The organism is Chryseobacterium sp. 'Rf worker isolate 10' (assembly GCF_050753305.1).
Classification (GTDB): domain Bacteria; phylum Bacteroidota; class Bacteroidia; order Flavobacteriales; family Weeksellaceae; genus Chryseobacterium.
In genome coordinates this window covers 131264-144589 of record NZ_JBOZOF010000004.1, presented here as the reverse complement: position 1 = coordinate 144589, position 13326 = coordinate 131264, and the positions used below count along the sequence as shown (strand labels likewise).

12 protein-coding genes are annotated in these 13326 nt (G+C 36.2%); 1 reads left to right on the top strand and 11 read right to left on the bottom strand.

The window, feature by feature from the left end; genetic code table 11:
- Nucleotides 1–12: 12 nt before the first annotated feature.
- The 10 genes from LKL37_RS18595 to LKL37_RS18550 all read right to left on the bottom strand — a co-directional run bounded on the left by LKL37_RS18595 (nt 13) and on the right by LKL37_RS18550 (nt 8890).
- Entirely contained in the window at nt 13–1404 is a 1392-nt protein-coding gene (locus LKL37_RS18595) for a T9SS type A sorting domain-containing protein (protein ID WP_431611944.1), read from the bottom strand.
- 151 nt (nt 1405–1555) lie between these two features.
- A complete protein-coding gene (locus LKL37_RS18590; protein ID WP_431611943.1) occupies nt 1556–1966 on the bottom strand; it encodes a DUF1348 family protein in 411 nt (136 codons plus the stop codon).
- A gap of 6 nt (nt 1967–1972) precedes the next feature.
- Nucleotides 1973–2497: a TetR/AcrR family transcriptional regulator gene (locus LKL37_RS18585; RefSeq protein WP_431611942.1), complete on the bottom strand. Its 525-nt coding sequence runs from the start codon at nt 2495–2497 to the stop codon at nt 1973–1975.
- A 392-nt stretch (nt 2498–2889) separates the two neighbouring features.
- Entirely contained in the window at nt 2890–3936 is a 1047-nt protein-coding gene (locus LKL37_RS18580) for a TerC/Alx family metal homeostasis membrane protein (protein ID WP_431611941.1), read from the bottom strand.
- A gap of 85 nt (nt 3937–4021) precedes the next feature.
- Nucleotides 4022–4630 carry a TerD family protein gene (locus tag LKL37_RS18575; protein WP_047382295.1) on the bottom strand — a complete coding sequence of 203 codons (609 nt, stop codon included), beginning with the start codon at nt 4628–4630 and terminating at the stop codon, nt 4022–4024.
- A gap of 69 nt (nt 4631–4699) precedes the next feature.
- A complete protein-coding gene (locus LKL37_RS18570) occupies nt 4700–5647 on the bottom strand; it encodes a hypothetical protein (protein WP_431611940.1) in 948 nt (315 codons plus the stop codon).
- A gap of 16 nt (nt 5648–5663) precedes the next feature.
- A complete protein-coding gene (locus tag LKL37_RS18565) occupies nt 5664–6839 on the bottom strand; it encodes a toxic anion resistance protein (RefSeq protein ID WP_431611939.1) in 1176 nt (391 codons plus the stop codon).
- A gap of 2 nt (nt 6840–6841) precedes the next feature.
- The gene (locus LKL37_RS18560) at nt 6842–7399 is read right to left on the bottom strand and encodes a TerD family protein (RefSeq protein ID WP_431611937.1); all 558 of its coding nucleotides are present in this window, start codon (nt 7397–7399) and stop codon (nt 6842–6844) included.
- Nucleotides 7389–8213: a phosphoribosyltransferase family protein gene (locus tag LKL37_RS18555; RefSeq protein ID WP_431611936.1), complete on the bottom strand. Its 825-nt coding sequence runs from the start codon at nt 8211–8213 to the stop codon at nt 7389–7391. Before LKL37_RS18555 ends, LKL37_RS18560 begins: the two co-directional genes overlap by 11 nt.
- Before the next feature lie 8 nt (nt 8214–8221).
- Nucleotides 8222–8890 (bottom strand): HAD family hydrolase, encoded by a 669-nt coding sequence (locus LKL37_RS18550; protein ID WP_431611935.1) that lies wholly within the window; start codon nt 8888–8890, stop codon nt 8222–8224.
- A 626-nt stretch (nt 8891–9516) separates the two neighbouring features.
- On the opposite strand from LKL37_RS18550, the gene fusA reads away from it, so the two are divergent.
- Nucleotides 9517–11583 carry an elongation factor G gene (gene fusA, locus LKL37_RS18545; RefSeq protein ID WP_431611934.1) on the top strand — a complete coding sequence of 689 codons (2067 nt, stop codon included), beginning with the start codon at nt 9517–9519 and terminating at the stop codon, nt 11581–11583.
- 99 nt (nt 11584–11682) lie between these two features.
- Here the strand turns inward: fusA and LKL37_RS18540 are convergent, their stop codons facing one another.
- Entirely contained in the window at nt 11683–13221 is a 1539-nt protein-coding gene (locus LKL37_RS18540) for a SulP family inorganic anion transporter (protein ID WP_431611933.1), read from the bottom strand.
- Between the last annotated feature and the right edge of the window lie 105 nt (nt 13222–13326).

The following is a 13326-nucleotide window of genomic DNA, read 5'->3' as shown; positions in this document are numbered from 1 at the left end:
TATTATAAATTATTACTTTTCAGTTTTAATTAATTTTCTAGTGACTATAGTGCCTTTGGCATCTTCTACTTTAACCCAATATAATCCTTCTGGTAAGGATTGTACATTAATACTATTACTATCTGCATAGGAACCGACTAACCTTCCTTCTTCGTTATAGATTTTCACTGTTTTGATTCCTGATGGATTTTGAATCTTAAATAACTTCTTTGTAGGATTTGGATACAATAATATTCCTTCATTTTTTTTACTGTTTTCTCCTACTTGCAATGTCATGGTCGTAGGGCATGAGATGGCTGTAGGTATTATTTTTTCAGCATTAGTACCATTTCCAAGCTGACCTCCGGTATTATCTCCCCAAGACCAAAGTGAACCATCCGTTTTTAAGGCAAGTGTATGATTATAACCCCCAACGACAGTTTTCCAATTACTATCTGTACCTATTTGTATTGGGGTCATTTTAGTAAGATATGTACCATCACCTAATTGGGCTGTCATATTATCTCCCCAAGCCCAAAGTGTTCCATTATTTTTTATGGCCAGTGAATGATTCACTCCGGCAACGATATTTTTCCAATCGGAGGCAGCTCCTATTTGAGTAGGTACAATTTTGTCTATACCCGTTCCGTCTCCTAATTTTCCACTGTTATTGTATCCCCAGGCCCAAATTGTGCCATCAGTTTTTAAGGCAAGCGTATGATTGGCACCAACTGATATGTTTTTCCAGTTCGTATCTGTTCCTATTTGAACGGGAACCTTTTTCATGATTGTAGTACCATCTCCCAGTTGTCCAGTAGCATTAAAACCCCAAGCCCAAAGTGTTCCATCTGTTTTAAGTGCAATGCTGTGAAAGACCCCGACTGCAACGGCTTTCCAATTGTTATCTGTCCCTATTTGAATGTAATTATAATTCTGATCTGTCAGCGTTCCGTCACCTAACTGCCCAAAAGAATTATTTCCTTTGGCCCAAAGCGTTCCATCTGTTCGTATAGTTAAAATATGCACCCCTGGAGCTATACTCTTTAAATTTGCAGCACTCCCGATTTCTGTAGGGCTGGTTATATTTTCATTAGTAGTACTTACAAGCATTCCCATAAAATTACTTCCCCATCCCCAGAGAGAATCATCAGATTTTATAGCCATAACATAATCTTCTGCAGGAGTTGATATAATACTTTTCCAGTTAGTATTTCCTATTTGAACCGGGCTTGTTTTAAAAACATTGGTTCCATCACCCACTTGTCCATACCAATTATTTCCCCAGGTCCAGAGACTTCCGTCATTTTTTAGGCCGACAGAGTTCCATCTTCCTGTAGAGATTTCTTTCCAACATTGGGAAAAAGCCAGATAAGGCATGAATAAAAAAAGTAAGAATACTTTTTCGACTGATCGAATTTTTCTCATTTGTATTTAAGTTTTATATCCAAATCCTCTTTCTAATGAAAGAAAAATTCAGATGGTTATTAATTTATAGTATCGAATAATTTTTAACAAATATAAAACAAGAAAATGAATTTACACATAAAAAAGGCTGTCATTACAACAGCCTTTTTTATCAAAATTTCCGATCTTCTTCTCTGATAGCCAGATCATTGACACTTGCATATCTTTTCGCCATCAGTCCGTTTTCATCAAACTCCCAGTTTTCATTTCCGTAGGCTCTGAACCAGTTCCCCTCTTTGGTCTGGTATTCATATTCAAAGCGAACAGCAATACGATTATCTGTGTGCGCCCAATACTCTTTTTTAAGTTTATAATTTAGTTCCTTATCCCATTTTCTCTGAAGGAATGCAACAATTTCTTCTCTACCATTCACAAAAGTATCTCTATTTCTCCATTCGCTGTCGACGGTATATGCTTTGGAAACTTTTTCAGGATCCTGACTGTTCCAGGCATTTTCTGCCAGTTGAATTTTTTCCAGTGCCGTTTCAAGGGTGAAAGGCGGAAGCGGATGTTTTTGTTCCATAACTTATTATATTAAATTGGTGACTATTTTTTTTGATTTTTCAATTAATTCATTAGACCTGAAAAGCTGACTTTCTATGATACTGCTTTCAAAAAGCATATAGATATGATCGGAAAGAATATCATCATTCATTAATTCTAAAAAAAAGTTTCTGAGGTCAACTTTATGGGACTGAATAACACTCAGAATTTTAATATTATCCATTGGTATTTCCGAAAGAATATTCAGAAAGCTGCATCCTCTAAAGTTTTCCTTCTCATTCATATAGACTAGAAAATCGAAAGCTTTTATGATTTTAGATTTTGGATTTTTTTCTTTTGCTAAAAAATTATTCAATTCACCAAACCAATATTCGTGTCTCACATTCAGAAATTCCACGCAAAGGTCCTCTTTGGATTTAAAATACTGGTAGAAACTTGCTCTGGCAACTTCTGCTTCAGAAATAATCTGATTAATTCCGGTAGAATTATAGCCTTGTCTGGCGAACAATTGAAAGGTGGTTTCTATTATTCTTTCTTTTGGAGATTTCATATTGCTTTCTTTTATGGAACAAATGTATGAAAAAAAATAATGAACAGACTGATCTGTCTGTTTTATTTTTGAAAATATTTTATTTGAATGTTGGAGTGAAATGTTTGAAAACGCAAAGGCGCAAAATTTTTTAATGGTAAAGCATATTAAGGACGCAAGGATTTTATCTCCGATAAAATTTAATAACGCTAATACTAACTCTTAATGAAACAAATAGTTAAGAGAAAGCTTTGCTGAAAATCTAATATTGAGCGAAGTCGAAATATTCTTGCGTCTTAAAAGCGACACAACACTTATCCTTTTTGCGTCTTTGGGTTTTCCAACAAAAAATTGATAAACAAAAAAGCCTCCGAAATAAATTCCAGAGGCTTTTTTATATATTTAAAATTCAATTATTTTTCTTCCAATTCTTCTTTCTTCTCTTCTTCTTTTTCAGGGAAGATGATGGATAAAAGAACAGAGATTACCAATACTCCTCCTACGATTCCCAATGAAACCGGAGACGTAATATGAATCCATGGTGCAATAAGCATTTTAACTCCAATGAAAGACAGGATGATGGCCAATCCGTATGGAAGTTTGCTGAACATATGGATAAAGTTCGCTAACAGGAAATACAATGATCTTAATCCTAAAATAGCGAAGATATTCGATGTATAAAGGATGAATGGGTCATTTGAAATTGCAAAGATCGCCGGAATAGAGTCTACGGCAAAAAGAACGTCTGTAAACTCGATAACTCCTACTACTACTAAAAGAGGAGTTGCCATTTTGATTCCGTTCTGAATTGTGAAGAATTTATCTCCATCATAGTTGTCTGAAACTTTCCAGAAACTCTTGATCAGTCTTGCTCCTGCGGTATTGCTGTAATCTTCATCATCATCGTCGCCACCGTCACCCCATGATTTAATCCCGGCGTATACAAGAAACAATCCGAACAGCGCCATCACAATATTGATCTGTACTGCTTTACCAAAAATATTCATTTCAGGAAGATAAGTCAGGTTAATTAGTCCTACTCCTGCAAAGATGAAAATGGCTCTGAATATTAATGCTCCAATGATTCCCCAGAAAAGAACTTTGTGGTGAAGGTATTTCGGAACTTTAAAGAATCCGAAAACAAGAATAAATACAAATAAGTTATCCACAGACAGCGCTTTTTCAATCCAATAAGCAGCCTGATACTGTGTAAATTTCTCTACTGCCAAAGCATGGCTTTCAGGACTTCCATCGGTATTGAATACCCAATAAACTACCCCTGAAAAAACCATTGAAAGGGAGATCCATACGATGGACCAGATAGTAGCTTCTTTGGAAGAGACTTCATGACTTTTTTTATTAAATACTCCTAAGTCCAGGAGCAGCATGATAACGACTGTTACCGCAAATCCCCACACCAGACCTGGGTGCAGTTCTAAAATACTTTGATGTTTTTCCACTTGAGTTATGTTATTATATGATAAAAGCAATAGATGTACGGTGTACAAATATTGCTATTTTATTTATCTTTTGATTGACAATTGATTATAAGTAATTCATCTGTACCGTCTGAATGGTCTGCTCCAACTTTTTATCTGCTGTTGGGTCTCCAATCGCATTGAATTTCCATTCTCCGTTTCTCTTGTAGAAAACCCCCATTACCATAGCAACGTGTCCGTTGAAAGATGCATCATTCGCAATATCATATTTTGCAAAAACTTCTCTTACATTGGTAGGTGTTCCTTCATAAATACGGATAGAAGCAAAAGGAATTGTTCCAAAATCCTGACCTCTGTAGCTGTTCAGTACCATTGCCACGTGCTCTACATTCGGCTCCAGCTGGCTGAAATCTACAGTGATTACTTCATTATCCAATCCGTCATCTCCGTCTACGTCACCGGTAAGGTCATCTCCACTATGTCTTACAGATCCGTTTCTGGATTTAAGATTTCCGAAATAGATTACTTCCGTAACATTTTTGTTTGAATCATATAAAATACAGCTTCCGTCTAAGTCTACTGCTTCTTTTTTAGTTCCAAAAAATCCTTTCTTTTCAATTGCTCCCCAGTTAATTCCTACACAAGCCTGGGAAAGTTCAGCTCCATTTTCTTTTTTAAGGTTTATTCTCTGACCTTTTTGTAAGTTGATAGCCATCTTTTTATGTTTAGTTGTTATTTACATTTTTGCAAAAAAGTGAATCTTCTTTGCTTTTCAAATTTCGTCTTAGTTATTATTCAAATTCAAATTAAGCATTGCCCGCAGAATATTGGTTTCTTCATCGAAGTCAAATATTTTGCTCATAATGTCCATATTTTCAAGGTTTTTAATATAGTCTTTCAAAACACCTTCTACTTCTGGTGGTAATGTACGTTTTCTCTCATTCATACTGTGTTCCAGCTGTTCATTTTTACTTTTCAACTGATCAATAATGGAACTCTGATTCGATTGATTTTCAGAAATATCAAGCTTATCCAGTTCTTTGTCAAAAAGATACAATTTCTTTTCGTCTACACTGAAAATAAAATGATCATCCGACTGAAAGATTTTGAAAAGCTCATAATCATGGGTTCCGATAAGGTAACCGCATACAAAACGGACTTTAAATCCCTGTATATTAAGCCTTCCCAACAATTTTCTTTCAATGGAATAGTCTTTATATTGATATGCGGGGAAAGAATCAGATTTCAGCAATGCTTCATCTGCTCCTGTCCTGTAAAATTCCTGTGCATATTTTTTATGAAAGTACAATACATTCTCCCAATTAGCCGTAAAACTGTCTTCAGTAAGATCTTTATACAAAGTTTTCAGATGCTGGGAAAATATACCGCTGTACATTTTCCTGTCGGTCTGAAAACTGTCTGCTTGTCTTTCTTCAAAACCTGAAATATATTTACCATTAATGTTAATTTCATTGATGACCGCCAGCATATCATTTTCCTTCTGCTTTTTAATTTTAGTCAGAAGTTCTATGAGACTGTCCGTATATTGCAGGTGGAAAAGTTCCAGTTTATTGTAATCTAAAGCCGTATTTTCCTGGAACAGATTGTGGATAATATCAGTTTTGATGTAAATTGATATTATGTCAATATGTTCAAAAAAATTCGCAAGAAGCTTAAGCTTTGTTAATCTTCTTTTGCTTTGCGACAATATGGTTGCTGCATCATCCCCCACCTTAGTATCCTATAAATTAACCTCTGACATTAGCTTTAAGTTCATGCTCCAATGTCTGAAGATCCTGATCCAGTTTTCTTCTGTTATCTGCTCCCTGTTTCTGGATTTGTTTCACTTCATTCAATGTATTGATCAACATTGACGTTGTTTCTTTCAATGTTTCTACAGATACAATAGTCTGCTCGTTTGCTCTGGCAACATTTATTGAGTTCTGTCCTAGACGCTCTGCATTCTTTCTTAAAATCTCTTCTGTAGTAGAAGATACTTTCTGTTGGATTTCAATATTCTGCTGTTGTCTGTACATTGCTACAGCCAGTGAAAGCTGGTTTTTCCATACAGGAAGTGTAGTGGTAAGAATCGTTTGTGCCTTTTCAGCAATAGAAACGTTGTTATTCTGTACCAGTCTGATCTGTGGAAGCGACTGCATCATGATCACACGCACCACTTTAAGATCTGCCATTCTTCTGTCTAACCTTGCAATAAAATCTCTCTTATCTGCAATCTGATAATCCTGAAAATTCTGAGGAGCAGTTTCCATTTGAGCCAATTCTACTGCCGCTCTTTCCATTCTGATATTTCCTGCAATCACAAGACCTTCTATCTGTTTGATAGAATTCACGTTACTTTCAAAAATAGTCTGAAGTACAGCATTATCTTTTGTAGAAGTGATGATTCCTGCATTTACTTTGTACGAGATCTGCTCAATATTGTTGATGATCTTATCATATTTTGCAAATAAGTTCTCTACCTGAGTCATTACCTTCTTCATGAATGGTAATTTACTCAGGAAGCTTTTAACTTTATTTCCGTTAAGCTCTTCTACATCTACATAGTTAAGCTCTACCAAAAGATCATTGATAAGCCCTCCTACTTCTCCGGAGTTTGACCTTCTTACATTCCCTAAGAAGCTGTCACTCTGATTGGTTAGAGTCTTCTGAAGTTCCGCCCCGAAATTCACAATGGAACCTGGGTTGGTTTCATCAATAGAATTGGCAAGAACTTCATATTTCTCACGTTCTTCTGACTGCAGCTGAGTAAGATTTACATTTCCCTCTCTATCCACAAGAACTGCCGGTGCTGCATTTTGAACAGGCTGAGCCGGAGTTGGAGGAACCATTGGAGTAGGTTCAAAGGTTTTAAGAGGTTCTATCGATCCTAGTGGATCTATGGGTTGATTTTCCTGATTGTCCATGATTACTTCTGATAAATTGATACAAATTTGTCAAGGCCTTCTCTCTGTCCTGCACCTACAGCCTCAAACTTCCATTCTCCGTTTCTGTTGTAGATTCTTCCGAATTCTACAGCGGTTTCGATTGAGAAATCTTCATCTAATTCATATTTTAAGATCTCTTCATTCGTATCTGTATTGAAAATTCTGATGAAAGAATTTCTTACCTGTCCAAAGTTTTGTTTTCTCGAATCTGCTTCGTGAATTGTTACTACCACAGTGATTTCTTTGATAGCATCATCTATTTTCGTAAGATCAATTTTGATCTGCTCATCGTCACCTGATCCTTCTCCTGTAAGATTATCTCCTGTGTGGATTACAGATTTGTCCGGAGACTCAAGGTTGTTATAAAAAATAAAGTGATTATCTGAAACTAATTTTTTATCGTCTCCAAGCAAAAATAAAGAGGCATCAAGGTCGAAAGCTGTTCCTGTAGAAGTATTATTGATATCCCATCCTAAACCCACAGTAAATTTAGGTGCGTTAATGTTTTCTCTTTGTCCTTTTTGTAAGTTAATAGCCATAATATAATTCCGTTTGTGTTAAAGTATTGATGTTATTTTCGTATTCTTTTATTAAATGATAATTGTTACTGATAGCCAGTTCCAAAAGCAGATCCATCTGTTCCTTTTTTACTTTAGACGTAAGATAATCAAAATTACTTGAATCCAGTCCTAAAATATATTTTACAATCCTTGTGTTGAATTGAAAACTCTCTTTATTCATTACTTCTGCAACATGATTTACATTTTTTACTGCATAGTAGTTGAAAAAGTTTTCAATTTTTGGATCAAGGTCAAAATTCATCAGCTCTGCGTAATACAGGAACATAAAGTCTGCTTCTACCCTATATTCATCCAGAATCCTGTTCACTGTATATTCATGACTTCCCGTGATTTTTATATCGTCTATAAAAATACAAAGTTTTCCTCTCAAAAAATCTTTATCGATATAATAAGTATCATTCGCGATCAGATTTTTACGGTCTTCAAAATTAAGATTCCCGTAATCTGTAATATACGTATGGTTACGGTTGATTTTAGATAAAATACTGGACTTCTTTCCTTTTTGAAAAAGATAAAAATCCAAATGTTTTTTAAAGTAAAAACATAAAAAATTGGATGCTGTAGGAATCGCCATATACGGGCTAGGAAGTATGACAATCTCTCTATCCGTATTTAAAAGTTCTCCATTTTCGGAAATAAATCCGTCAAATAATTCTCTTGCAAATTTTTCAGCATACGACTTATCGCCATACTTGAAATAGCTGTATTCCGCAGGTGAGAAACTAAACTCATCCGCCGAATGAATGTGGTGTAAGCTGTACCTTGTATTCATGTTTATTTTTAGTGTTTAAGTAAGTGGGCACTGAAACCGAAGTCTTTTGCTCCCTTATAATCTGCTACAGGATTATCTCCGATGTGCAGAATCTGATTGAGTGGCAAGTCCTGATCTTTGATCTTATTCTTCACTTCCTGAAAAATAAGCGGGTTCGGTTTGGAACAGTTGATTTCATCAGAATAGATATGAAAATCGATGTACTGATCCAGATTTTCATGAATCAGAAATTTTCTCATTGTTTTCCCTTTAATAAATCCTGTATTGCTCAGAATATTAATAGTCTTTCCCTGATTTTTGATATTCTCAAAAAAACCATGAACATTTTCAAAAATCACTACTGGTCTGTATTCCAGAAACAGATCTTCGCTTTGTGTATAAAAGTCATTAAGCTTTTCCTTTGTCAAAAGTTTCACATCCACATCCAAAGCACCCAAAATCATCAGATAAATTTCAAAAGTATCAATACTCCCTCCTGTAACCTCATTGATCGTATTGCAAAGATCATCATAATATTTTACGATTTTCGCAATCTCCTCAATTGGTTTATCTACGTTGAAAAATGAGGAGAACAGCTCAACTCTTTTTACTTTAAATTCAGGGTGAGATTTGATTAGAGTAAGCCACAGGTCAAAGGAAAAATGACAGTGGTTATGAATGTCGATATCTGTTTTCAATAGGTTTTAAGTTAAAAGTTTTTATTTAGCTTCTTGAAAAAGATTTAAAATTTTCATTCATCAAAAAGTGTTTATAAGACTATTCTTCCCAAAGATAAAATTTTTATCATAAAAGCATTACGTTCATTGTCTGTTTTAAGATATTTTTATGAAAATTGACGAATTTCACAGCCCCACAGAAGATGATTTATGAACCGTTTAATTTCCGTTCACAAAAAAATAGTTGAAAAAATTCTTTGGAAATCAAAAAAAAATTATAATTTCGCAACCGATTAAAAATCAACAATGTCAACAAAAATGATAAATATTATAACTTTAAGCAATCCTGTCAGAGCTGTGTTCTTTGGCAGCACTGAATATTTATCTGAATAGTTCTATAGATCTTTTATACTAAAAAATATATTGAAGACCTGTCTATTCGGATAGGTCTTTTTTGCTGCCCTGATTTCAGACTTTAACAATTCAAAAAAATCTGTTGTTTGTTAAGATCTCTGAAAATTTTCCTTTGATACTAAATACGAAAAATGTTTTGCCGGCTTTATAAGACCGGAGTGTATTTTGTGCTCATTTTTTTCAGAATATTTTCTAAAAACAGATCTAAAAATCAACAATTTAAATCAAACAAAATGAAATACAACACACGAAATATAGGGATTATAGCACACGTAGATGCAGGAAAAACAACGTTATCGGAAAGACTTCTTTATTACACGGGACTCATTCATAAAATCGGTAATGTAGACGACGGAAATACAACCATGGATAAGGATATTCAGGAAAGAAACAGAGGGATTACCATTTCATCCGCTGCAGTTTCTACAGCATGGAAAAAAGACAATAAAGTTTATAATATCAATATTATTGATACTCCTGGACATATTGATTTTGCAGTAGAAGTAGAACGTTCATTAAGAGTTCTGGACAGTGTTGTCGCAGTTTTCTGTGCTTCTTCAGGGGTACAGCCACAGACTGAAAATGTTTGGTTTCAGGCTGAAAAGCACGGGACATCCAAAATCTGTTTCATCAATAAAATGGATAGGATTGGTGCAGATTTCTTTGCGGTTCTTAATGATATCAGAACCAAACTTAATGCTGTGCCTCTTGCTCTTCAGATTCCGATTGGGGCTGAAGTACATTTTGAAGGCGTTATTGATCTGGTCAGAATGAAATCATTATACTGGATCGATGAAAACGGTGAAACCATTGCGGAAAAAGAAATTCCCGATCATTATAGTGCTGAAGCCGATGAATACAGGATAAAATTAATGGAAACCTTGGCAGAAAATGACGAGATGTTCTTTGAAATCTTTATGGATACAGAACAAACGGCAACCATCGAAATGATTTCAGAAGCTATACAAAGAGTCTGCAGAACAGGATCTGCCGTTCCTGTTCTTTGCGGTTCTGCTTTTAAGAATAAGGGAATCCAGCCTCTTCTTGACGCTGTGGTCACTTATCTTCCGGCTCCGGACCAGCTTGCTGATCTTCAAGGAAAAGATCCTCAAACGGAAGAAACGGTGACATTAGAAAGAAATGAAGCAGCCGCTTTTTCAGGGCTTGTCTTCAAGGTTGTGATTGATAAACATATGGGAAGACTGGCTATGCTTCGCGTCTATTCCGGAAGAATACAATCCGGAGATACGATACTGAATGTAAGAACAGGTGAAAGCTACAGGATTTCGAGAATTTTACAGATGCAGTCTGATAAAACATTATCACTGGATGAAGCTAAAGCTGGAGATATTGTTGCTTTAACGGGAATAAAGGATGCCAAAACCGGTGATTCTTTGTCTTCTATAGACAAGCCAATATTACTGGAAGCCATTACCATTCCGACTCCTGTGATCAGAGTCGCTATCGAGCCTAGAACCAATGGTGATGAGAAATCTTTCGGTTTGGTGCTGGCAAAAATCCAGGAAGAAGACCCTTCTTTGGTGGTAGAAAGAGACCCGCAGACCGGGGAAACTTTATTGAGTGGATTGGGTGAGCTTCATCTTGAGGTTACTCTTGAAAAAATCCGTCTTAATCATGGTATTGAAATCAATCAGGGAAAACCTAAAGTTTCTTATCGTGAGATCTTAACGGAGACTAAAGCTCACAGAGAAAAGCTTTCCAAGCAAAACGGAGGAAGCGGCCAGTTCGCTGATATTACTTTTGAAATCGGACCAAGGAATGATCATGAATATGGATTGGAATTCATCAATATGATCAAAGGAGGTGTTATTCCTTCCGAATTCATTCCTTCCGTTGAAAAAGGTTTCAGAGAAGCTATGGAACACGGACCATTGAAAGGATATCCTCTGGAAAATATGAAGGTAACTCTTCTGGATGGTTCTTTCCACGCTCAGGATTCTGCCGCATTCGATTTCGAAATTGCAGCAAGAGAAGGATTCAAAGCGGCGGCAAAAGAATGTACTCCTAAACTGATGGAACCTGTTATGCAGGTAGAAATCCAGAGTATTGAGGAATACACAGGTGCTGTCACTGCGGACATCAACAGAAGAAGAGGAATCATTACTTCGATTGATGAAAAATCAGGAAGAAAGATTTTTGCAGCGGAAGTCCCGTTAGCTTCAACTTTCGGGTATATTTCTGACCTGAGAACGCTGACAAGTGGAAGAGCTTCCATCAGCATGAAATTATCGCACTATGCTTTAGTACCTGATTTTATCGCCAATACATTAATAACCTAAACAAGCAAGGGCTGTAGATTTTTTCTTACAGTCCTTGTCTTGTTATTGAGGCTTATGCATTTTAATTGACAATTGACACAAAATTCAATTTTGATTTCCTTATTTTTCCGGTACCACCTTATACGTCGGGTCTTCCTGAATATTAATTTCCACTACAGCTTCTGCATTTTTAAGGATTTTCCGGCAGTCTTCACTGAGATGACGCAGATGCAAGGTTTTATTATATTGTTTATAACGTTTGGATAGCTTGTCCAGAGCATCTATGGCACTCATATCTACAATACGGCTTTCTTTAAAATCAATAACAACCTGATCAGGATCGTTCATGGGATCAAATTTATCTGTAAAAGTTGTTACTGAACCGAAAAACAGCGGCCCATATATTTCGTAATACTTCACTCCGTTTTCATCCACATGCTTTCTTGCTCTGATTCTTTTAGCATTATCCCAGGCAAAAACCAATGCTGAAATGATCACTCCAATTAAAACCGCTAAAGCCAGATTATGTAAAATCACTGTAATCAACGCAACGGTTACTCCTACAAAAATATCCGACTTCGGCATTTTATTAACAATCCTGATCGATACCCACTGGAAAGTACTGATGGCAACCATCATCATAACTCCTACTAAAGCAGCCATAGGAATTTTCTCTATCACAGGGGCTCCACAAAGAATAATTATTAGAATCAACAGGGATGCTATTATTCCGGATAACCTGGCTCTGGAACCTGCATTAAGGTTTACCAAAGTCTGTGCTACCATTGCACAGCCGCCCATTCCGCCAAAGAAGCCATTGGTAATATTAGCCAATCCCTGGGCTACGGATTCTTTGTTTGCACTTCCTTTGGTATTTGTGATTTCATCCACCATGGATAATGTCAGAAGAGATTCAATAAGACCTACACCAGCCATAATTAAGGCATAAGGAAAGATAATCTGTAAGGTTTCCAGAGAAAAAGGGATCTGCGGAATATGAAAGCTTGGAATATTTCCACTGATATGAGCTATATCTGCTACCGTTTTTGTTGGAATATCAAACCCAAGAACTACAGCAAAGACAACTACAATGGCTACCAGAGAGGCAGGAACTGTTTTTGTGATTTTTGGAAAAAAATAGACTACGGCAATTGTAAGCGCAGTTAAACCTGCCATGATATACAAAGGTATTCCCTGCAGCCAGCTTACCACTCCACTGCTGTCTGTAATTTTGAACTGTTCTACCTGTGCCATAAAAATAATAATGGCCAATCCGTTCAGGAAGCCGTACATAACGGGCTGTGGAATCAATCTTACAAATTTCCCAAGTTTAAAGATTCCAACCGTCATCTGAAGTAATCCGGCAAGTGCTACGGTGGCAAAAAGATATTCTACTCCATGAGATTGGATAAGAGCAATCAGTACAACGATGGTTGCTCCCGCTCCACCGGAAACCATTCCCGGACGTCCGCCTAAGACTGCTGTTACAAGACCCATCATAAAAGCTGCATAAAGCCCTGTAAGTGGAGATAAACCGGCAAGAATAGCAAATGACAGCGACTCAGGAATCATTGTCATTGCCACAGTAAAACCGGCAAGCAATTCATTCTTGTAGTTTATTTTTTTCGAAAAGTCGAATAAGCTTATAGTATTTTTCATTGATTTGCAAAGGTATGGACTGTCTCACTGGTATACAATTTTTTCTTTTTATCCTTTTTTTAAAGTAAGAAGCGTGGCTTTAAATAATTCATACATCAACTCATA

What these genes read in the sequence shown, in the direction of transcription:
- LKL37_RS18595 (WP_431611944.1), bottom strand. Translation starts at nt 1,404, where the DNA reads ATGAGAAAAATTCGATCAGTCGAAAAAGTATTCTTACTTTTTTTATTC.
- LKL37_RS18590 (WP_431611943.1), bottom strand. Translation starts at nt 1,966, where the DNA reads ATGGAACAAAAACATCCGCTTCCGCCTTTCACCCTTGAAACGGCACTG.
- LKL37_RS18585 (WP_431611942.1), bottom strand. Translation starts at nt 2,497, where the DNA reads ATGAAATCTCCAAAAGAAAGAATAATAGAAACCACCTTTCAATTGTTC.
- LKL37_RS18575 (WP_047382295.1), bottom strand. Translation starts at nt 4,630, where the DNA reads ATGGCTATCAACTTACAAAAAGGTCAGAGAATAAACCTTAAAAAAGAA.
- LKL37_RS18565 (WP_431611939.1), bottom strand. Translation starts at nt 6,839, where the DNA reads ATGGACAATCAGGAAAATCAACCCATAGATCCACTAGGATCGATAGAA.
- LKL37_RS18560 (WP_431611937.1), bottom strand. Translation starts at nt 7,399, where the DNA reads ATGGCTATTAACTTACAAAAAGGACAAAGAGAAAACATTAACGCACCT.
- LKL37_RS18555 (WP_431611936.1), bottom strand. Translation starts at nt 8,213, where the DNA reads ATGAATACAAGGTACAGCTTACACCACATTCATTCGGCGGATGAGTTT.
- fusA (WP_431611934.1), top strand. Translation starts at nt 9,517, where the DNA reads ATGAAATACAACACACGAAATATAGGGATTATAGCACACGTAGATGCA.
- LKL37_RS18540 (WP_431611933.1), bottom strand. Translation starts at nt 13,221, where the DNA reads ATGAAAAATACTATAAGCTTATTCGACTTTTCGAAAAAAATAAACTAC.